This is a genomic window from Pseudomonas sp. LS-2 (genome assembly GCF_003605735.1).
Classification (GTDB): domain Bacteria; phylum Pseudomonadota; class Gammaproteobacteria; order Pseudomonadales; family Pseudomonadaceae; genus Aquipseudomonas.
Genome location: NZ_QXTJ01000039.1, coordinates 58,873 through 79,898 on the forward strand (window position 1 = coordinate 58,873; position 21,026 = coordinate 79,898).

Annotated in this window: 14 protein-coding genes; 10 read left to right on the forward strand and 4 right to left on the reverse strand. The window is 59.4% G+C overall.

Annotation, left to right across the window (positions count from 1 at the left end; genetic code table 11):
- Positions 1–9: 9 nt before the first annotated feature.
- Positions 10–1,671 carry an autotransporter outer membrane beta-barrel domain-containing protein gene (locus D3M70_RS34295; protein ID WP_165869878.1) on the reverse strand — a complete coding sequence of 554 codons (1,662 nt, stop codon included), beginning with the start codon at positions 1,669–1,671 and terminating at the stop codon, positions 10–12.
- A 740-nt stretch (positions 1,672–2,411) separates the two neighbouring features.
- Positions 2,412–5,213: an autotransporter outer membrane beta-barrel domain-containing protein gene (locus D3M70_RS21635; RefSeq protein ID WP_165869864.1), complete on the reverse strand. Its 2,802-nt coding sequence runs from the start codon at positions 5,211–5,213 to the stop codon at positions 2,412–2,414.
- 343 nt (positions 5,214–5,556) lie between these two features.
- On the opposite strand from D3M70_RS21635, the gene D3M70_RS21640 reads away from it, so the two are divergent.
- From D3M70_RS21640 to D3M70_RS21650, 3 genes are all read left to right on the forward strand, one after another.
- The gene (locus D3M70_RS21640) at positions 5,557–8,391 is read left to right on the forward strand and encodes a hypothetical protein (RefSeq protein WP_120127688.1); all 2,835 of its coding nucleotides are present in this window, start codon (positions 5,557–5,559) and stop codon (positions 8,389–8,391) included.
- A 90-nt stretch (positions 8,392–8,481) separates the two neighbouring features.
- Positions 8,482–10,377, forward strand: coding sequence for a hypothetical protein (locus tag D3M70_RS21645; RefSeq protein ID WP_120127689.1), 1,896 nt, complete (start codon positions 8,482–8,484; stop codon positions 10,375–10,377).
- A 26-nt stretch (positions 10,378–10,403) separates the two neighbouring features.
- Complete coding sequence (locus D3M70_RS21650; protein ID WP_120127690.1) at positions 10,404–11,258, forward strand: hypothetical protein; 855 nt, start codon at positions 10,404–10,406, stop codon at positions 11,256–11,258.
- A 63-nt stretch (positions 11,259–11,321) separates the two neighbouring features.
- On the opposite strand, the gene D3M70_RS21655 is transcribed toward D3M70_RS21650, so the two are convergent.
- Entirely contained in the window at positions 11,322–12,125 is an 804-nt protein-coding gene (locus tag D3M70_RS21655) for a helix-turn-helix transcriptional regulator (RefSeq protein WP_120127691.1), read from the reverse strand.
- 192 nt (positions 12,126–12,317) lie between these two features.
- Positions 12,318–13,595 carry an acetyl-CoA C-acetyltransferase gene (locus tag D3M70_RS21660; RefSeq protein WP_120127692.1) on the reverse strand — a complete coding sequence of 426 codons (1,278 nt, stop codon included), beginning with the start codon at positions 13,593–13,595 and terminating at the stop codon, positions 12,318–12,320.
- A 103-nt stretch (positions 13,596–13,698) separates the two neighbouring features.
- Between D3M70_RS21660 and D3M70_RS21665 the strand changes: the two genes are divergently transcribed.
- The 7 genes from D3M70_RS21665 (at position 13,699) to D3M70_RS21695 (ending at position 20,935) form a co-directional block, all read left to right on the forward strand.
- Positions 13,699–15,054: a 3-oxoacyl-ACP reductase gene (locus D3M70_RS21665; RefSeq protein ID WP_120127693.1), complete on the forward strand. Its 1,356-nt coding sequence runs from the start codon at positions 13,699–13,701 to the stop codon at positions 15,052–15,054.
- Between the two features lie 143 nt (positions 15,055–15,197).
- The gene (locus D3M70_RS21670; RefSeq protein ID WP_120127694.1) at positions 15,198–16,055 is read left to right on the forward strand and encodes a MaoC family dehydratase; all 858 of its coding nucleotides are present in this window, start codon (positions 15,198–15,200) and stop codon (positions 16,053–16,055) included.
- A gap of 174 nt (positions 16,056–16,229) precedes the next feature.
- Positions 16,230–16,535 (forward strand): nucleotide pyrophosphohydrolase, encoded by a 306-nt coding sequence (locus tag D3M70_RS21675; protein WP_120127695.1) that lies wholly within the window; start codon positions 16,230–16,232, stop codon positions 16,533–16,535.
- Positions 16,532–17,281 carry a methyltransferase domain-containing protein gene (locus D3M70_RS21680; RefSeq protein ID WP_120127696.1) on the forward strand — a complete coding sequence of 250 codons (750 nt, stop codon included), beginning with the start codon at positions 16,532–16,534 and terminating at the stop codon, positions 17,279–17,281. The genes D3M70_RS21675 and D3M70_RS21680 overlap by 4 nt, the downstream gene beginning before the upstream one ends.
- 20 nt (positions 17,282–17,301) lie before the next feature.
- Complete coding sequence (locus D3M70_RS21685) at positions 17,302–17,937, forward strand: DUF4136 domain-containing protein (RefSeq protein WP_120127697.1); 636 nt, start codon at positions 17,302–17,304, stop codon at positions 17,935–17,937.
- Positions 17,938–17,977: 40 nt separating this feature from the next.
- Positions 17,978–18,544, forward strand: coding sequence for a DUF4136 domain-containing protein (locus tag D3M70_RS21690; protein ID WP_120127698.1), 567 nt, complete (start codon positions 17,978–17,980; stop codon positions 18,542–18,544).
- A 471-nt stretch (positions 18,545–19,015) separates the two neighbouring features.
- Positions 19,016–20,935 (forward strand): pilus assembly protein TadG-related protein, encoded by a 1,920-nt coding sequence (locus tag D3M70_RS21695; protein ID WP_256659948.1) that lies wholly within the window; start codon positions 19,016–19,018, stop codon positions 20,933–20,935.
- Positions 20,936–21,026 lie beyond the last annotated feature (91 nt).

The following is a 21,026-nucleotide window of genomic DNA, read 5'->3' on the forward strand; positions in this document are numbered from 1 at the left end:
GCGTCTTTACTACCAGATGTAGCGCAGGCCTACGTTCACGCCCCATGGTTGTTCGATGTTACGCCCTTTCATGTAATCGAAATCGGCATGGAGTTGCAGCACATCATTCAGTTGAGCAGCGACCCCTGTGCCCACCTCGATGCGCGAACCTGAAAGGTCGTTGGTGAATCGATCGCCGTTAATGTTTACCCGGTTGCCCGATACGAACTCGTGAGCGGCGGCCGCTTTCACATAGGGCTGAACGAAGCCCCCGTCCTCCAGGGTGAAGCTGCGTCCCAGGTACGTCCCCGTCTTGCCCAACAGGGAATCGGCCTTGTTGCTGCTGGCGCGCATGCCGTTGTCCAGTTCGTAGTTCTGGCCACTGACCAACAACCCGGAAACCTGTGCGAACGGCTCTACGAACCACTCATCCTCCAGCTTGATATGCTTGCCAGCTTCAACCGATGCCCCCACACCATGATTGCTGTATTTGCCTTTGGATTTAGCGCCGTCGCGCATCGTGACATCGGAAGCATTCTGGAACCGGTTGGCCTTGATCAACACATCGACATACAAGCCGTCGTCCGAAAGCCAGGTGCTGTAAGCGCCGACATAGTAGCTGTCGACCGTACCGGAGGTGCCGTGCTGAAGGTCAAGATCGGACTTGCTATAACCGCCCATCAGACCCACCAGCCACTGGCCGTCGCTGCTCGGTAAAGGCGCATCGGCACCGAAGGAAATCCCGTGCTGGACTTGTTTGTAAGCCACACCACCACCGGCCGACATGTAGTATTTGTTGCCATAACTGCGAATCCAGCCACCGCCCTGGTCATGACCATTGCGCAATTCACCCATGCGACTGCGCAGGGTCGCGGACTCGCCGTACCAGACGGTTGGCGCAGCGCTGAACAAACCCATCACCGAACGCGATCCGGCAGACAGATCACCGGTTTGTACCAGCGACCAATCGGAACCGCCCGTACCATTCTGGCCGGACTCCAACTGATAGGCGAAGGTACCGAAGTCGACCTTTTCGCCCACCAATGAAAACTGAGCGTCACCCGATCCGGTGTGAACGACTTGCAAAGGCTCCGCACCCTGATCTGGATTAATGCCGCTGTTGTGTACCAGCAACTGGTGATTACCGGTGGCGTTACCGGTGATATCGAGGAAATCGCCACTGCGAGTCGCAAGGTCTGTGCCGAGCGCGAAGGTCCCTGTGCCGGACAATTCGCCCACTGTCAGCGTATGAAAACCAGGCGTGGTCCCGCGCAGATCGACGGTGCCGCCGCTCAATCCGAGACTGGCGACGCTGGAGTCGCCCTCCATGACCCATTGCGAAGAGCTATCGATATTCAACGAGGATGCGTTACGGATATTGCCTGTCAGGCTGGCGCTGTTGTTGAGATTCATATCTGCGGTGGAGCCGTCGCTTACGACGATATCGCCAACGAGACGGCTGTCATCGACGTTAAAGCGAGCGCCGGCCGCGTTCTGGACCTCAAGAATAACGCCGTTACCGCCTACCAGAGAGGAGCCATTCTTCACATCGATCTGCGCAAAGGTAAAATCCGTAGCGTCCCGTCCCGATACCAGCAATGCACTTGACTGGGTTCCGGTCACTGTCGATCCATCGATGCTCACATAGGGTTGACCCCACTGGCCCATTGGCGGCGCGGCAGCGATCATCATGACGCCGTTGTAATCACCGGTGACCGAACTGCCATTGCGCAAGTCAGCACCTGAGCCTGCAACGAAGACGCCAATGCCCAGATCTGCGCGGATCGGGCCTATGAGCGCTCCACCAGCGTGCCCCGTGACGTGGGTGCCATCAAGCACCAGTTTGCTGTTGCCGGCGACATTGATGCCCCGTCCGATACCGGAGACATCACTGTTGGTGACGTAGACGTGTGAGCCGTTCTGCGTACCGTTGAGCGCGATCCCGGAACGGTCGACACCTGGAGCAGGGGCACCATCGCCACCGATGATGACGCTGTCATTGACGGTCGCCNTCGATTCTCACGGTAGATCCGGAGCGCGCTTCGATGGATCCGGTCTTGCTGTTTTCGCGCACGATGAGCGTGCCCCCCGATACTCTGTAATCTTTGACGCTGTCGTCCGGTCCGACGATATAAGTCTGCCCCGGTTTCACTTCAACGACTGCATGCGCCGCAGGTGTCGAGAGGATTGCCCCGAAAAGCGTTAACGACAAACGTCGCTTGGGGAGAGAGTTGAACTTGAACTTCATGATTATCTGGCACCCTGTCGTCTCGTCCGCGAATGCGTCCGAGAAAAATAGGGGGGCCATTTGATCGCAAAATCTTACAAATCTCGGTAAGGAGCGTCCTACAGCGCTGTAGGAACTTTCCTATATTCAGATTGATTCAGTCTTCAACCTCCCTAACCAGTCTGTAGGACCGCATTCGCGTGGATCACCACGCATACCGAAGTCCGATATTGACGCCCCATGGCTGCTCGATGTTCTGTCCGGTGCCATAGTCCAGGTCCGCGTGTACCTGGAACACATCAGTCAGCTGTGCAACGACGCCCGTGCCGACTTCACCCCGTGAGCCCGACAAATCATCGCTGAATGTAGTGTTATTGACCTTTACCTTGTTACTGCGTGCGAACTCCTGTGCGGCGGCAACTTTTACATAGGGCTGAACGAAACCGCCACGGTCCAGGGAAATCGTACGCCCGACATAGGTGCCTACCTTGCCGACGAAAGAGTCGGCATGGTTGCTTTTCGCCTCAAGTCCGTTATCCAGACCGTAATCGTCACCCTCAACCCACAACGCGGAAACCTGGGTGTAAGGTTCGATGAACCAGCCATCGCCCAACTTGATGTTCTTGCCCACTTCAACTGATCCGCCGACGCCATAATTGTCGTAATCCCCTTCCGCCTTGACCCCATCACTCATGCGGACGTCCGTCTTGTTCTGAAAACGGTTCGCCTTGATGATGGCATCGATGTAATAGCCCGACGGTGAAACCCAGGTGCTGTAAAGCCCAAGGTAGTAACTGTCGACCTGCCCATCCGTACCACGACGCAAATCCAGGTCAGAGTTGCTGTATCCGCCCATCACACCCAGCAGCCATTGCCCGTCCTGATTGGACACAGGTGTATCGACACCAAAGGAAACGCCCGATTGGTTTTGCGCGTAATCCACCTGATCGGTTGCCGATACACGGTATCTGTTGCCATAGGTTCGAGCCCAGAAGCCGCCTGCCTCATGACCGTTACGCAACTCCCCCATACGGCTGCGTAACGACGACATCTCGCCATACCAAACAGTTGGTGCCGCGCTGAAGACGCCGATCACGGCTCGGGCGCTCGGGCTGATCACCGGAGGCCCGCCGTCTCCTGGGCTTTCGCCGCCGCCATTGCCGGGGGGCGTGCCGCCGCCGGGGTCTTCGCCCCCACTCCCTGGATTTTCGCCACCGCCACCGGGATTATCACCACCGCCGCCTGGGTTCTCGCCGCCGCCGGGATTCTCGCCACCGCCGCCAGGGTTCTCACCGCCGCCACCGGGATTCTCGCCACCGCCGCCAGGGTTCTCACCGCCGCCGGTGGTCTGCTGGACCAGATACCAATCGGTATTTCGCTGCTCCAGGCGATAGACAAACGTACCGACATCCACCTGTCCGCCCGCTACCGCGAAGACTGCATCGCCGCTACCGGTATGAACGATCTGCTGCGCGTGGCTCTCCTCGACGGGGTCGACCCCGGTGTTCTGCACAGCCAGTGTGTGGTTCCCGCTGGCATTGCCGGTGATGTTCACCAGATCGCTCAAGTGGCCCGCCAGATCCGTTCCCAGCGCAAAGGTACCGGCGCCCGCCAGGCTGCTGGCCGTCAAGGTTCGAAACCCGGCGTTGGCTGCCCTCAGGTTGACCGTGCCACCGTTGAGCGTGAGATTGCCTACGGAAGAGTCATTGATCATGTTGAAGGTAGACGTCCCCTCCAGCGTGGTGTTCTGAGCATTGGTGATAGTCCCGGTCATCCGGGCGTTGTTGACCAGACTGATCGTCCCGGGTGTGCCCGCGTCCTGAGTGATGTCGCCCGTGATCTCACTGTTGTCCAGAGTCACGCTGCCAACATTGTTCAACGAGCCGGTGAGGGTCGAGCCGTTTGCCAGTGCCACGGTCGCCACCGAACCGCTGGCCTGGATGACATTACCGGTCATGGTACTGCTGTCCATGCTCAAGCTGCCGATGTTGGACATATTGCCGGTGTAACTGGAACCGCCCCCCAAAGTCACAGGCACCGTGGATCCTGCCGCCACATCCAGATTGCCGGTCACCCGACTGGCGTCCAGGTCCAGGCGGCTGATATCGGTCATGTTCCCGGTCAGACTGCTGTCGTTGGTCAAGGCGACATTCGCGACATTGCCGCCGAACACACTGATATCGCCGGTCAATGTGCTGTTCTCCACAAGCAGGTTCACGGTGGTCAGGAAGGGGCTGGCGGTCGCCGACTCACCCACCTGAAGCAACTGGCCATTGCCGCTGTTGACGACAGCCCCGTTGCGCAGCGTGACTGTCGATGTGGAAATGCCTCTCACCGAATTGGCGAAGATCCCACTGCCATCCACGCCTGTGATCGTAGAGTTATCCACCACTAGGCCGGTGTTTGGGAAAGCGGCTCCATTGTCCACGACAAATGCACCGCGGTTACTGCCAGTGATGACGCTGCCCTCTTGAACGGTCAACGTACTGCCGATCACGACCGCGCCATAGCCGTTGTCTGCCACGGTTGCGCCAACACCTGATCCGGTTACCTGAGTGCTGGTAAGCGTGGCGTTGCTTTCGGTCGACACATTGATTCCGCGACCAAAACCACTGATCACACCGTTGGTGACCTGCACCGTTGAACCGGCGCCCGCGATTGATCCCAAGGCTGCAGCGTTGAGTCCGATACCTGTTGCAGAGGTGATCGTGGAATCGAGAAAGGTGCCCGTGCCGCCTGTAATGGAAACACCCCCGGTGGTGGTAGCGCCCGAGAAATTAAGGATTGACCGGTTCAGCGCGCTAACCCCCAGTGTTACGCCTCCTGGCAGGACATTCAGCGTAGCGGCCTGCATCGACCAGCGTTCCGCGGGCGCTCCTGCCACGACAGTGGCTGTCTGACCCGCCCCCAGAACGGCCCCCTTCGCCCCGTTGGATACCAGCATCACAATGACTAAACCGAGAATCCCTTCGTACGCGTGTACCACTAAATTGCGCTTGGCGGTCATCAGGCTCTCTCCATGAGAACTATGAAAAATAAACATCCCTCAGGCACCGGTCCGCATAAAAAATAGCAGGATAACGTGTGTACCCAGAGCCACATCAATGAACAGCATTTAACCAACGTCGACCACTTCGAAAGTTGTTGTAATACTAAAACGCGAGTCACTACTAGATTAGAATCATTCGAAATAACGGTTATTGCGAATCGCTACTAGCCTATCCAAGCCATTGAAAAATGGGGTGTAACCTCGGTCGACACTTCTGACCCCTGTTAACTATTACAGGTGGCAGCGCGTGGTCATAACCCCAATACTCAAACTTCATTCACTCTTGCAGGAAGCAAATGTAATGAAGACTCAACGCATTCCCACGTCTAAGGCTGACCCGCTTCTGGAGCTTGAAGTACCCGTTGCCGATGAAGACCGCACGCTGCCCCACGACAAGTGGAACGAGGATTTGCAGGTTCTAGTACCCAACAGCTCTGCCATATTGGAAGGTTTTACGATCACGCTGATGGTCAATACTGTGGGCTACGGGAATCCGCATACGGTCTCTGCCGCAGAAGCCGGTGACCTCAGCGTCAAATATGAATTCACGATTGCCAGCAGTGACTTCCCCAGCGGCAATCCGCTGGGTCATTATGACCTCAACTACCAAGTGCATGACCCGATTAACGACCTGACCACCATCTCTCAATACCGGTATGTTCTGCTTTTCGATAAAGAGCCACCCGGTGGTAACACGTTGCCCTATCTCGGGTTCACCGCGGATCAATTACAAGGTATTTATCCCGCCGACATCATTGATGGCCATCTGGAAGTGAACCTCTCCCCGTGGCAAAAGATGGCGCCTGGGGATAGCTTGACACCCTGGCTGGCCAGCACCCCTCCCGACGACAACAATGCGGCCAGCGGCCTAGTGAATGATGCAATCATCAGCATTGAGCCCGACGACGTCGGACGTCCCGTTACTGTCAAATTTCCACAAACCGCACTTGGAGCGTTGGGCGATATCCCGCAGTTTTTTGGCTATCAACTCAAGGACAAACTGGGTAACACGTCGGCCGTTTCGCCCGCTCGCAGGATTGAGGTGCATCTAAAGGGCAAGACTTCCGTTCGCCCCCCCAAAAAAACGAGGGCGACTTGGTTCCCACGCGTGGTGAGACGCAGACAGAATCCGGATTTGTTTCAAGGACGAATTGAAAACCTCAGACCTCGGGACGGGCGCATCACGATAGATCGACTGACCGCCCCTATCGATTTCATCGTTAACACGCCGCTGCTTCCCATTGAGGGAAACGTCGCTCAGTTGTCGTTCAATGGCGTCCCGGTTGGACCGACCGTCGAGGTGGATCCCTCGGGCAGTGAATTCATCCTTCAGATATCCCCGACTGATCTGCCCCCGATCAGCGCTGCGCGGTTCGATGTCCTGCAGGTCGATTACAGCTATTTCGACCCCTTCTCCGGTAACGATAACGCGTCAGGAAAACCCATTCAGCTGATCATCGATAGACATGCACCTGGTGGAACCCCGCCCACGCCGCCAGCAATCGCATTCACCCCGGCGCAACTCGATGGCATCACCGAGGATGAACTTGATCTGACAGAGGACGGACTGATCGTCCATATCTCGGCATGGTTCGACGATGACTACGACGATCAGGTAGAGCTTTGGCTCGGAACAGGCCCCAACGCGGCGCAGGGTAGCTACCTGACCTCCAACCCCCCGGCAATCACAGACCCAAGCGCAGGGCTTGATGCGACATTTCCACGAGCCGATCTGTTGGCAGTGGGATCGAACCCGGTGTATTTCGGTTATCGGGTAACGGACTGGGCCGGAAACATCAGTAACTTGTCCGAAACCACCGCAATCAATGTGTACCTGGCAGGAGTGCCCGGCGATGTCGAACGACCGCTGATTCCCGAGGCCGCTCCCTACAACCCCGAAGACGGAAGCGGCGCACCTCCCGGGACCGGCTTGCTGATCTGGACCGAAGCCAATCCTGAAACGACCGTGCACATCCCGACGTACCTCAACGTCGCGGTGGGCGACAGAATATACGTCCTGTGGAACGGCCAGACACTGGCGCCCGTGCAAGTCACTCAAGATGACATCGATGATGCGCCTACAAACGGCTATCTGTTGCACATCGAAGTCCCCTTCCAGTCCATCATTGCCGGCACGCCGGGCCCGAATATTCCGATCAGTTACCGGATATCCCCCGCCAGTGGCAACCCGGCGGTGACGTCGCCCATCCAGTACATCAACGTTAACCTGGAAACACCCGGCGGGCCTGACCCCGATCCAATTCCGGAAACGCCAGAACACGAGAATATGCGGCCGCCGGTCGTGCTCAGTGACTTTCCGGGCAGCCAAAACAATCTCATTCCACCCGAGGCCTATGCATCAGCCGCCAAACTGACCGTTTCGCGCGCGGGCGTAGACAACAACGTCATCTGGGAAGTGGGTGACACGCTACAGGTCTTCTGGGGTACAACCCCTCCAGCTGACCCGGCCCCGATCCCGATCACGGCGGCTAACGAGCCCTCGAATATCATCGTCCCGGTCACCGCAGCGTTCATAGACAGCAAGGGCACTGGTGAAATCCCTGTCTACTACGAGCTTACTCGCGACCTGGGTAACGGCAATCTCGTCACTGCCAGATCACCGTTGCAAACTGTCACGGTTCAATCGCCCGGTGAGGCTCCGGGGGGCACGAACCCTCTGGCGGTGGCAGACTTCCCCGAGACGGTTGCTCCCATTAACGGATCGCCTTATCGGGTGCTTCAACGCGCTCGGGGGATCGACGGAACAACGTTCCGAATCCCGTTGGTCAACGCTGCCGGCACGGCTTTGGAAAACGTGGCGGCCGGCGATTTCATCTCGGTCGATTTCTACGGTGTGAACGATCCTCTCGATGGCCCAGGTCACGATAACGACCCCTCCGGGCCGATCATCCCCGAATCGCGGATCACGGTGGTCGATTACGTCATCCTCGCCGCAGACATGACAAGGGGGTATTACGAAATCTCGCTGCCGTACTCCAAGTCGTACTACGTCTGCCGCAACCTGGCCGTCACGAAGTACTCGATCCGAAACGCAGCAGGCATCAGCAAAAACGCTCCGGACACGCTGATCCTGTTCGCACTCAACATTTCCGGGGGAACATGCACGCTGCCTTGACAGCCAGCACACAAGAGCGCCATCCGTACAACCCACCGTCCAGAACATGCAGTACTGGACGGTCTTCTTGCCGATTCAAGGATGAATGTCATGGACATCAACACCTCTCGCAAAAATCTGAGGGCCGATGAACTTCAGCCATTGGTGTTCACTTCCATCAATGACGTGCCGGAAAATACCCGACGGGGGCTGGGATACCACCAGCTCTACGACCCTTCGGTCCCGGTGCCGTTGATTGCCCATCTGCCTGATGTTAAACGCATCAATGACGTTGTCACGCTGTTCTGGGATGGCGTGCAGGTCCAACAGTATCTGCTCGATCAACCGACAATCGACAAAGGCTGGCTCAGTTTCAGCGTGCCTCCCTTACAGATCAGTGGAAGCAACGATCAGGGCGAGGCGTATTACACGCTTTATGATCCAAGCGCTGGCGAGACACGAACTTCTCCTGTGCGCACCATTGCGGTCAATCGACTGGTACCGGGCGGGCTGGACCCCGACACCCTGACAGGCGTGAACGAAAACCTGGCGCTGGCCATCATTGATCCGCGCGTCATCAGCAGCGTCGACACGACAGTCAATGTCGAAGTGCCGGTCTGGGAACACATGGCGATCGGGGACGAGCTGACGGTGATCTGGAGCGGGGTGCGCGTCGATCACCCAAAGTTGACGTCAATCGGCGCGCCTCAGCGGGTTCTCATCCCTCGAGCAGCGCTGGAACAAGGCGGTAGTAATCCGAACTTGCCAGTGAGCTACGAAATTCGCGACATCGTAGACAACTATTCGCTGCCTTCGCTGCCATCGTTCGCTGACGTGGATATCGATCCGGCTGCCTTGACAGCCCCTCGTGTTCGCGAAGCCCACCCGGACACTCTTGAACTTGACTTGACTGCGCTGGGCACCGCTGACGCGCATGTGCTGATTCCAAACTATTCAAGCGCCGCCAAGGGCGACCTGATCACCCTCACCTGGACGGGCAAGCTTGGGGCTACAGAGACTGTTCTGACCCTTGGCCCAGAACCGGTCGGTGATCCGGATTTCGACCCCAAACCTGTCTTCGACATCCCCAATGCCCACCTCAAATCGATTGCGGGCGGTTCGGCGATAACCAGTTATGTCGTCCTGCAACTCAACGGTCTGACACGTCGCTCCAGGAGGGCCGCCATCACGCTGACCGGGATCGTGCTGGAGGCGGCTAGCGTCCGTGAAGCCAATGGCACACGAGTCATTGATCTGAAGGACATCGTTGATGGCAAGGTCCACGTCATCGTGAAGCCCTGGCTGGGCAAGAATACGGGTGACAAGATCAGCCTGATCTGGACTGGCGTCACACAAAACGGGACGCCCGTTAATTACGCCGAGGACTATTTCGTCCAGCCGGGAGAAGACAACCGCGATCACGCTTTTGAAGTGGACCGGACCAATCTCGACCCTCTTCTGGACAGCAAACTGACCATCAAATATCAGGTCACCCCGAGCGGGGGCACCAGCAGTCTCGATTCCCCGGCCACGACGTACGACGTGACGGGCGTCGCCGACATCATCGACGATTTTTCGACTCATACAGGGGATCTCATTACCGCAGGCGGGACGGTCAGCACACCGAACATGACGATCCGATTCGTTTCAGGGACAGGACGAGCGGGTTTTGCGCCGGGGTACGTTCTTCCTCCGGAGGCGTCGGCCAATTTCGTGAATCCCGTATTTCAGGTCAGCTACGCCAACATAGGCGCCCAGGTGATCGAAATCGAGTTCGTCAAACAATGCATGGCCATCGTGTGCGATGTGCATGGAGTGGAAGCCAACAGCACGGCGATTCGCTATCTGGACACCAACAAGACACCGCTGCATTCACAGCTGTTGGAGAAGCTTACTAACCAACAGGTCAGTTACACGAGTACCGGAAATGCGGTTCGTTATATGGAAATCACCAGCCAGAACAATGACTGGACGCTGTGGGACAACTTTCTAATGAAAGGCATTTAGCCTGCACCTCACCAGGGAAGAACCTCATGACTCAAATAACCGAAGTACACAAACAAGCCTTGTCGGCCGCGTTTGCATTGGCCACATTGTCCCGTTCAACCAGCACGTTGCAAAACCCGAACTTTGCTGCGCCAACGGTAACCCAGGCCCCCGCCGGCATCCTTGATCCATTACTGGGTTCGGGCGGCGTGCAGGTGGAAGTCACCTACCCATCAATGGTGACTTCAGACATCATCGGACTGTCCTTCAACGGTGACGAGACGCTTCCCCCCGTGAACGGAAGCATTTTTCAGAAGGTCACGTTCAATGTGCCGGTTGCCAATGTGGCGGCAACCATCGGCAAGACCGTCCCGGTCCTCTATGCGGTCATTCGCCCGGACGGCACTACGATTTCCGAGACGCTGAGCCTTCAGGTCCAGCCAATCCCGGCAGCTCAGCTTCCCGCACCACAGATTACTCAGGCTGCAGGGGCCGAGCTCAACGTTTCGGGATTGACCGCAGATGCCGACGTGACAGTCGCGGCATGGCCACTGATGCTTGCAGGGCAACGATTGTGGCTGCGCCTGGAGGGCTCGAACAATCTGGATCTTCCTGCATGGCAGGCGTTTCCCATCACCGGCACAGGGCCGCAGACGGCGAAGGTTCCGCTCAGCTATCTTCAGGGCCTTGCCGACGCGTCAACGTTGCGCCTGATACTTGAAGTGTCGTTCGACAATGGCGCGACGCGACAGGCGTTTCCTGTAACGAGCTATGCGATCAGTAATGGGCCTGCCGTCGTTACCATTACGATTACCAACGTTAAAGACTCGAAGGGGATCACCATCCCCGACAGAGGATCAACGACAGACACCTCGGTCACGATCGAGGGCACTGTCGCCTGATTGCGGATGAATTCAAGGTGGGCCCGCAGTCCACCTTTCTCGACCGAGGCCAAGGTGTTGGTATCAGGCGCGGAAAAGCTCTCCGGGCGTAAACCCGAACAGGCCTTTGAAGGCAGCGATGAACGCGGAGGTGGAATCGTATCCACAGTTGAGCGCCGTGGTGGTCACGCTGTCGCCCTCCTCCAATGCATTGAGCGAGGCCAGCAGTCGCGCACGCTGCCGCCAGCCCCGAAAGCTGAGACCGGTTTCGCGCTGGAACAGGCGCATGAGCGTCTTTTCCGACATGTTCAGGCGTTGTGACCAGTCAGTGAGCGTGATCGACTGGCTCGGCTCTTCGACCAGTTCGTTGCACAGGGCCAGTAACTTTGTATGACGTGGCAACGGCAGGGAGAAACCGACTTCCGGCAGGCTCGCCAGTTGATCGAGCAGGACCTGAACGAGGCGCGCTTCATGGCTGTCTTGCTGAGGATAATCGGCGGGCAGCAGGCAGAAGGCTTTGATCAGTTCGCGAGCCAGGGGCGTGACTTCGAGCACCCGGCAGCGGTCCGGTGCCCATAGAGAATCCTGCGTGCGCACATACAGGCTGCGCATTTCGGCGCGGGTGGAGGTCACGACTTCGTGATCCAGCCCGGCCGGAATCCACACGCCCCACTGCGGCGGCGCGAAGAAACTGCCCTGTTCGGTATGGACGCCCAGAACGCCACTGATGGCGTAGGAAAACTGCACCCAGTCATGGCGATGGGTTGGGGTCCATGACCCTGCGCTGAGGCTTTCGGCGCGAGCGTACAGCGGGCGCGGCAGATCGGTGAGGCTGGGAACGAGTCGCAGCGTCTCGGGATTGCGCGAAGGATGTCCGTTGCTCGGCATGGGCGGGCCTTGGGTGGTGTGGACGGCAGTTTATCCAGAACGACATCAAACCTGTAGGAGCGCGCTTGCCCGCGAAGGCGGTGTGTCAGATTACCTTTACGTGCCAGCCCCACCGCCGTCGCCGGCAAGCGCGCTCCTACAGGTGATCGCCAAGTTCATGCGAATTGCCAACAACCTCCGTCCCGCATCCATCTACCGCTCCAGGATTGCCGTCACGCCCTGCCCACCCGCCGCACAGATGGAGATCAACCCGCGTCCCTGCCCTGCGGCACTGAGCAGCTTGGCGAGGTTGGTGACGATGCGACCGCCCGTTGCCGCGAACGGGTGACCGGCTGCCAGCGAACTGCCTTTGACATTGAGCTTGCTGCGATCGATTGAGCCCAATGGTGCGTCGAGGCCCAGCCGGGTCTTGCAGTAGTCCGCATCTTCCCAGGCTTTCAACGTACAGAGCACCTGCGCAGCAAACGCTTCGTGGATTTCGTAATAGTCGAAGTCCTGCAACGTCAAGCCGTTGCGGGCCAGCAAACGCGGCACCGCGTAGACCGGCGCCATCAGCAGTCCCTCTTCCCCTCGAACGAAATCCACGGCCGCTGCCTCGCCGTCGCGCCAGTAAGCGAGCACTGGCAGACCGCGCTCGCGCGCCCACTCCTCACTGCCGAGCAACACCAGTGACGCGCCGTCGGTGAGCGGTGTGGAGTTGCCCGCTGTCAGCGTGCCTTTGGCGCTGCGCTCGTATGCAGGTTTCAGGGATGCAAGCTTCTCCAGGCTGGCATCGACACGCAAGTTGTTGTCGCGAGTCAGCCCGAGAAACGGGGTCATCAAATCGCTCTGCCAACCTTCGGCGTAGGCCGCCGCCATTTTCTGATGGCTTTCCAGCGCCAGTTGATCCTGCGCATCGCGAGGGATCTGCCAGGTCTGAGCCATCAACTCGCAATGCTGACCCATCGACAGCCCTGTGCGCGGCTCGCCATTGCGTGGCAGTTCGGGCTTGAGGTTGTGCGGGCGCAGTTGGCTGAGCGCCTTGATTTTGTCGCCGGTGGTTTTGCTGCGATTGACCTGCAACAGAATCTGTCGCAAGTCCTCATTCACACCGATGGGCGCGTCAGACGTGGTGTCGACGCCGCCCGCGATGCCACATTCGATCTGTCCTAACGCGATCTTGTTGGCCACCAGCAACGCCGCTTCAAGCCCGGTGCCACAGGCCTGTTGTATGTCGTAGGCCGGAGTTTGTGGCGACAGCCGCGAGCCGAGCACGCATTCGCGGGTCAGGTTGAAATCCCGGGAGTGCTTGAGCACAGCCCCCGCCGCCACTTCCCCCATGCGCAGCCCATGGAGATTGAACCGCTCGATAAGGCCCTCCAGCGCTGCGGTCAGCATCTCCTGATTGCTGGCAGTGGCGTACGCGCCGTTGGAACGGGCGAAAGGAATTCGATTCCCCCCGATGATGGCCACGCGGCGTGTCTGACTCATTGAAATCTCCCTTTCTTGTGTGAATAGCTCGACTGAAGAGCGTAGGACTTATTGCAGGCTGATGTGGTCCACTCTTTGAACCCCGACTCAAGGAGAGTGTTCCATGGCATCTGATCGCTACATTGACTTCGCCAACTCGGACATCGGTCGCCGACTGGTTGGAGCCGTGGGGCTTCCGGCACCGGTTCGTCTGGAGCGCTGGCAGGCCGGGCGTCTGCGTCCCGTGGAAGGCGCATTGCTGCTCAGTGGCGGCCCTTTGGCCGAACAGGTCAGCGGCTTTGCTCCGCGCATGACCGACCTGCTGTTCAGTTTCGGCAGTGAGGTGAGCGGCGCGCACCCTTGGACAGCCGAACAGGGTTCGAAAATCAAGGCCGTGGTGTTCGATGCCAGCGCCCTACTGCACACCAGCCAGCTAGGCCAATTACGCGAATTCTTCCAGCCAATCCTGCGCAATCTGGATCACAGCGCCCACATTGTGATCCTTGCCCGCGCACCTGAGGCGCAGGCCGATCCGCTCGCCGCCAGCACCCAGCAGGCCGTCGAGGGTTTCAGCCGTTCGCTCGCCAAAGAGATGCGCAACGGCGGCACGGTTCAACTGCTGCAAGTGGAAGAAGGCGCCGAAGATCAACTCGAGGGCGCGTTGCGCTTCTTCCTCTCACCCAAGAGCGCGTTCATCTCCGGCCAGGTGATTCGCCTGAGCGCCTGCGCCGCCAAGGTGCAGGACTGGAGCCGTCCACTGGCTGGCCGCAAGGCGCTGGTGACCGGCGCCGCTCGCGGGATCGGCGCGGCGATTGCCGAAACCCTCGCACGGGATGGCGCGGAGATTGTGTTGCTGGATGTGCCACAGGCCAAATCCGATCTCGAAGCCCTGGCTGCGCGCTTGGGAGGACAGGCGCTGGTGCTCGATATCTGCGCGCCGGATGCCGCAGCGCGCTTGATCGAGCAGATTCCTGGCGGGCTCGACATCGTGGTGCATAACGCAGGCATCACGCGGGACAAGACGCTGGCGAACATGACCGCGGACTTCTGGGATTCCGTACTCAACGTCAACCTCAACGCCCCGCAGGTACTGACGCAAGCGCTGATCGATGGCGGCGCACTGCACGACAACGGCAGCGTGATTCTCATGGCGTCCATCAGTGGACTGGCGGGCAACCGCGGGCAAACCAACTACACCACCAGCAAAGCCGGGTTGATCGGATTGGCGCGGGCCATGGCACCGTCATTGAAAGAGCGTGGCATCAGCATCAACGCTGTAGCGCCGGGCTTCATCGAAACCAGCATGACCGCACACATGCCGTTCGCATTGCGTGAAGCCGGGCGTCGCATGAGCTCGCTGGGACAGGGCGGCGTGCCCCAAGACGTCGCCGAGGCCGTGGCATGGCTGAGCCAACCGGGCACCGGCTCGGTGAGCGGTCAGGTATTGCGGGTCTGTGGACAAAGCGTCATTGGCGCGTAAGAAGCCACGCTGCTTTCTCTAGCAGTGCGGCTTGCCGGCGGCAGCGATTTCAAGACCGTCGCCGCCGGCAAGCCGTGCTGCTACAGAGTGAACAAAAACGCATGTGCGATTACGACGTGAAGGTGAGAACAGGAGAAACCTCGATGAGTGCACACTGGCGTTATCTGGATGCTCCCCCGGCCCTGCCAGGTTTGTTCATGCAGGCCGCGCTGCGGCGCAAGGTCAGTGGCACGCACTTGCCCGATCAAGGCCTGCGTTGCTGGGTGTCGGTGGATCCGGAAAAGGTCAACGGGTTCGCCAAGGTCTGTGGTTTCGTCCCAGGCAGTCTGCTGCCGCCGACTTATCCACATGTGCTGGCGTTTCCGCTGCAAATGAAACTGCTGACCGACAAGGACTTTCCGTTTCCGCTGTTGGGGCTGGTGCATCTGAATAATCGCATCAGCATCCGGCGCCCGCTGGGGAGTGTGATCAAGGCGCAGGTCAGCGTGCGGGTGGACAATCTCAAGCCCCACGCCAAGGGCGCGACGTTCAGCCTGATCACTCAGATCGAAGACGCCTTGGGGCTGCTATGGGAAGAAGACAGCACCATGCTCTGCCGAGGTGTGCAGATCGAAGGTGAGCCGGAGGGCGCCTATGAACCTGCACCGCTGCCCATGACCGAATTGGCGACATGGTATGCGCCCGCCGACATCGGTCGGCAGTACGCCAGGGTCAGCGGCGATTACAACCCGATTCACCTGAGTGACAGCAGCGCCAGGCTCTTCGGTTTCCCTAAAGCCATCGCTCATGGCCTGTGGATAAAAAGCCGGACACTGGCCGCGCTGGACGATCATCTACCGGCGTCGAACGTGGATATCTCGGGGGAGTCTCCAAAGCCGGTACGCCTGCCCAGTGAAGTGACACTGTCGGCCAGTGCGGCAGGGTCCCATGGCCAGCTCAAGCTGGAGGGCAAGGAAGGGATCGTGCATATGCTCGGAAGCTGGCAGCCGGCGTCGGAGTGATGAGTCGGCTGCGCAGGCATTGTAGACGCGCGCTTGCCCGCGATTGGGCGACTGCGCCGTCATCGTCGTAGCAAACACACCGCCATCGCGGGCAAGCGCGCTCCTACAACGTTCGTGAGCGCTTGCTTCAATCGCTCATCCCCCTGAAGCTACGCACCTTCAGGAGACCCGCACATGAACCTCGACGAACTTACCCAGCGCCTGCACCGCATCCGCGATACCAACGACTGGCGGCAATTCCATAGCCCCAAGAACCTGGCCATGGCCGCCAGCGTTGAAATGGCCGAGCTGGTGGAAATCTTCCAGTGGAAAACCGAGGAACAATCGCGCCGGTTGCCGCCAGACGAACTGGCCCATGCCGGTCAGGAAGTGGGGGACATCGTGTTGTATTTGCTGTTGATGTGCAGCGAACTGGGTCTGGACATGGATGAAGTGGTTCGCGCCAAACTGGCCGACAGCGAGCGGCGGTTCAGCAAATGAGCGACCGTCATTTCGACCAGTTGGCGACGCGCTTCGCTGAAAAGATCTACGGCGGCGCGAAAGGCGCGATTCGACTCGCAGTGTTACAGGCGGACCTGAAAGAGTCGCTGCCGGATCGCCCAATGCGCGTACTGGACATCGGCGCGGGGCTGGGCCACATGTCGCTGTGGCTGGCCGAACGCGGCCATGACGTCACCCTCGCCGAGCCCGCCGAACCCATGCTGGAAGGCGCCCGACAGCGCTTTGCTGAAGCCGGACAGTCCGGGACGTTCATCCAGGCGCCCTGGCAAGACCTGCCAGGTCAGTTGAACGAGCCTTACGATCTGGTGTTGTGTCATGCAGTGCTGGAATGGCTGGCCGAACCCCACGCGATCCTCCCTGCGCTGCACCAACTGACCAAAGCCGATGGCTGGCTGTCGCTGGCGTTCTACAACCGCGACGCGCTGATTTATCGCAATTTGCTCAAGGGCCATTTCAAGAAAATGCGCCGAAACAACCTGGCGGGTGAAAAACAGAGTCTAACCCCGCAACAACCTCTTGATCCGCGCGAATTAGCGGCGCAACTTGAGGGTCTGTGGCGAGTCGAAACCCAGAGTGGCGTTCGGGTTTTCCACGACTACATGCCGGTGGAGTTTCAGACTAAAGCTGAACTGTCAGACTTGCTGGAAATGGAACTCGCGCATCGTCGCCACCCGAGTTTTGCCGGACTGGGACGTTATCTGCACTGGATGTGCCGACCTGTTTGAGGCTATCTGCGGAGACCATCATGAAACGCTGCCTCGCTTTGCTGCCCCTCTGCCTGGGCCTTGCCGCCTGTCAGAGCCCCAATCCCTACACCGCCGTTTCTGCTGCGATCCCACCTGCCCCGCCACAGGCTGCCAACGCGATCGACATGAGTGCCTACCCCGCAGCGCCCCGAGACTACGGGCGCTATCGTAACTGGACCTGGCTCAACGGCCAGTTGCCGCCGGGCACCCAATGGGCCGATTCGGCGCAGGTGGCCGAAGCAGTCAGCAACGGGCTGGATCAGCGAGGCTTGCGGCCGTCGCAGAATCCGCAAGCGGCTGACTTGCAGGTCGCCGCAAACACCCGTACCGAAACCCGTATACGCCAGGTACGAGACGATTATTACGACCCGTACTACGGTGGCTCCGGCGTCGGGGCCGGTTATTACGGGGGCAACGGTTACCGCAATGGTTACGGGGGTTATGCCACCGTTCCCATCGTGCGGACCTATCAAGAACAAGTGGTCGTGGTGAGCATCAGCATGTTCGATGCACGCAGCGGCCAGCCCGTATGGAGCGCCAGTGCCGAAACCGGCAGTGGCGGCGATCAGTCGGATCGCGCCAAGGCGTTGCGCCAGGCCGTGCAGCGCGCCTTGACCGCCTACCCACCGTCGTAGCACCCGCTGCGTCGATTTTTGACATGTCTGGAGAGCCATCATGTTCCGCTGCATCGCTGTCGTGTGTGTTGCCCTGCTGCTCAGCGCCTGCCAGACCGATCGGGTCAATCGTGACTTCGACGCACAGCGCGACTTCGGCGGGTATAGAACCTGGGCCTGGAAAGAACCGGCTCTGCAGTATCAGCCCAATGATCCTAGGATCAAGAGCGACCTGACCGAGCAACGCATTCGCCAATCGGTCGGTGAGCAGCTCGATCAGCGCGGGTTGCGCATGGCCGCCCCGGGCGTGAAGGCTGACGTGCAGGTACAAGCCTGGCTGATCGTCGAGAATCGTCAGCAGCTGGTGACCACCAACTACGGCGGTGGCGGCTATTGGGGCAACCCGTGGGGCGGGTACTGGGGCGGCCCGATCGGCACCGAAACGCGCAATGTCGATTACAAGGTCTCGACCCTGCAGATCGACATGCTCGACGGCAAGGACGGCAAACTGGTGTGGCGTGGCAGCACCGAACAGGTCATGAGCGACAGCAACGCCAACCCGGCTGCTCGGGAACTGGCGTTGCGTCAGACCGTACAAAAAATCCTGCAGCAGTATCCGCCGCATTGACAAACCGCCTGTAGCACGGCGTGCCGGCGGTAGCGATCTGAAGGAGGTCACCGCCGGCAAGCCGGACTGCTACAGGGATTGTGTTGTGGCATCTATCTGTAGTGCACCGCAAAAAATGTGGGAGCTGCCGGAGGTTACGACGGTGGGCGAATGCGGTCGCTTGGCTGGCAGAGATGCAGTGAATGTACCGGCCTCTTCGCGACCCTCGTAACCTCGGATTGCTCCTACAGGGATTGTGTTGTGGCATCTGTCTGGACTGCACCGCAAAAAAATGTGGGAGCTGTCGGAGGTTACGACGGTGGCGAATGCGGTCGCTTGGTTGGCCGAGATGCAGTGGATGTAACGGCTCCTTCGCGACCCTCGTAACCTCGGAATGCGCCTACAGGTGTTTTTCATCCAGCCATTCGCCAGGCCGACTACACTCCCCTGCATCTCGGGTGAGTAGCGACGGCGTTGCCGAAGGAGTGCTGGATGTCTCCCCTGATGTACCCCTGCGCCCGACGGGATCGGCAGCGTGGCGCCATAGGGTTGATGGCTGCGCTGACCATGGCCCTGGCTTTGTTGTGCATGCTGGTCGTGGTCGACAGCGGTCGGCTGTACATGGAAAAGCGCACGCTGCAGCGGGTCGCCGACATGGCTGCCCTGGAAGCCGCAAGTCTTAACGGCAACTGCATCGGCGCCAGCACCGCCAACGCGTACGCGACGCAGAGCGCTACGCGCAATGGCTTCACCGTGACCGACAATACCCGCACCCTGATCACCCGTTGCGGCATCCTCACGACCGGCGCCAACGGTCGACGCAGCTTCGCGGTGGATGCCACGAAAGCAGACGCGATTCAGGTCACCGTGAGCCATTCCATTGCGCGCAGCATCGCCGCAGGCATCGGCGCGATGTTTGAGACCAACCCGACACCGACCGAGGCGCAACTGACTGCCGTCGCCGTAGCCACCCCGCCGCTACCGCCATTGGCGCAGCTGACGATCAAAAGCACCCTGGCGACCATCGACAGCAACAAAGGCAATCTGCTGAACGCGATCTGGGGAGGCCTGCTGGGCGGCACGCTGAATATTTCGCTGGCGGGATGGAACGGCCTGACCAATGCCAACATCAACCTGCTCAGTTATCTCGATCAACTGGCCGTGGACGTCGGTGTAAAGGCAGGGGATTACACATCGCTGCTGGGCACGGACATTTCCGTGACACAACTGTTGAACACATCTACCAAGGTCCTGGCCCAAAGCAGTCCGGCAGTGCAGGCGGCCATCAACAGCTTGCTGAGCGTCAATGCCATCGCCAGCGGGACGAAAATCAAGCTAAAGGATTTACTGACCCTTCAGACCGGCTTGCCCGCCGCAGCGCTGGACACCCAGCTGAATCTGTTCCAATTGGTCGAAGCGTTCGTGCAAGTTGCCAATAGTCAAAGTGCGGCTTTCGCCACCATCCCCGGCAACGTCCTCGGCCTGGTCGGGGTCACGATCAAACTCAAGGTCATCGAGCCGCCCCAACTCTCTGCGCTGGGCAATCCGGCGCTGGCAAAAGCCAACCCGACCGGGCCCAATCAGATCTACGTCAGAACCGCCCAGGTCAGAACGCTGATCAGCGTGGACTTGGGAGCAGTCAATGCCACCCTTAGCCTGGTCAATGGCCTGTTATCAACCGTCATTGGCCTGCTCAATGCGTTGGGGCTCAATGTGGATGTAAAGCTGCTGCCCAACGGTGCGAACCTGGATGTCAGCCTTGAGGCTGCCAGCGCCAGCAGCAGAGTCACGGACTTCACCTGCGCCAGCGACGACACGAAGACGCTGACCGCCTCCACGACCACTGCGGCAGTGAAGGTGAAGGTCGGGCAAATCACCAACAGTTCAGACTGGACCTCTGCCTCGACCGATCTGGTGGTTCAGGAGCTGCCCATCCTCGACCTCGGCATTACCAGTTGCAAACCCTTCGGTGGCTGTCAGCCACGGGTGCCTTACGGCGCGGGCGGGCTGGGCCTGCTGATCGGCGGAACAGGTCCCACGGACGGCGCGGTGCTGGGCGCGACTCAGGCTTACGTCTTCCCCAAGCCTGCCGCAATTAAAATGGCGCCTGATCCCTACCACTCATTTACCAGCAACAATCTGGTGGGCAGCCTGCAGAACACCTTGGGCAGTATTCATCTGATCAACCATCCTCCGGCAAGCGCTTCATTGATCGGCCTGCTGCTTGGCATATTGACCGGTGCCCTGAGCAGCGTTCTGGATCTGCTGGGAAGTGCCATCGGCGGGCTGTTGAGCCCGATTCTGGACCCCCTGCTCAACCAGGTGCTGGTCAGTCTGGGGATCAACCTGGCGACTGTGGATGTCGGCGCCAACCTCAGCTGCCATCCCGCTCAGGCGCAGTTGGTCATCTGATACACAGGCCTACCCTCAATCCGGCTTGGCGGCGGTGCCTTATTCGAGACCGCCTCCGCCGGCAAGCCGGACTGCTACAGGAGCCCTGCGT

Excerpts from the sequence above, each read along its gene's own strand:
- D3M70_RS21685 (WP_120127697.1), top strand. The coding sequence starts at position 17,302 with ATGAAACGCTGCCTCGCTTTGCTGCCCCTCTGCCTGGGCCTTGCCGCC.
- D3M70_RS21635 (WP_165869864.1), bottom strand. The coding sequence starts at position 5,213 with ATGACCGCCAAGCGCAATTTAGTGGTACACGCGTACGAAGGGATTCTC.
- D3M70_RS21655 (WP_120127691.1), bottom strand. The coding sequence starts at position 12,125 with ATGCCGAGCAACGGACATCCTTCGCGCAATCCCGAGACGCTGCGACTC.
- D3M70_RS21660 (WP_120127692.1), bottom strand. The coding sequence starts at position 13,595 with ATGAGTCAGACACGCCGCGTGGCCATCATCGGGGGGAATCGAATTCCT.
- D3M70_RS21695 (WP_256659948.1), top strand. The coding sequence starts at position 19,016 with ATGTCTCCCCTGATGTACCCCTGCGCCCGACGGGATCGGCAGCGTGGC.
- D3M70_RS21645 (WP_120127689.1), top strand. The coding sequence starts at position 8,482 with ATGGACATCAACACCTCTCGCAAAAATCTGAGGGCCGATGAACTTCAG.
- D3M70_RS21650 (WP_120127690.1), top strand. The coding sequence starts at position 10,404 with ATGACTCAAATAACCGAAGTACACAAACAAGCCTTGTCGGCCGCGTTT.
- D3M70_RS21640 (WP_120127688.1), top strand. The coding sequence starts at position 5,557 with ATGAAGACTCAACGCATTCCCACGTCTAAGGCTGACCCGCTTCTGGAG.
- D3M70_RS21665 (WP_120127693.1), top strand. The coding sequence starts at position 13,699 with ATGGCATCTGATCGCTACATTGACTTCGCCAACTCGGACATCGGTCGC.
- D3M70_RS21670 (WP_120127694.1), top strand. The coding sequence starts at position 15,198 with ATGAGTGCACACTGGCGTTATCTGGATGCTCCCCCGGCCCTGCCAGGT.
- D3M70_RS34295 (WP_165869878.1), bottom strand. The coding sequence starts at position 1,671 with ATGATGATCGCTGCCGCGCCGCCAATGGGCCAGTGGGGTCAACCCTAT.
- D3M70_RS21690 (WP_120127698.1), top strand. The coding sequence starts at position 17,978 with ATGTTCCGCTGCATCGCTGTCGTGTGTGTTGCCCTGCTGCTCAGCGCC.
- D3M70_RS21675 (WP_120127695.1), top strand. The coding sequence starts at position 16,230 with ATGAACCTCGACGAACTTACCCAGCGCCTGCACCGCATCCGCGATACC.
- D3M70_RS21680 (WP_120127696.1), top strand. The coding sequence starts at position 16,532 with ATGAGCGACCGTCATTTCGACCAGTTGGCGACGCGCTTCGCTGAAAAG.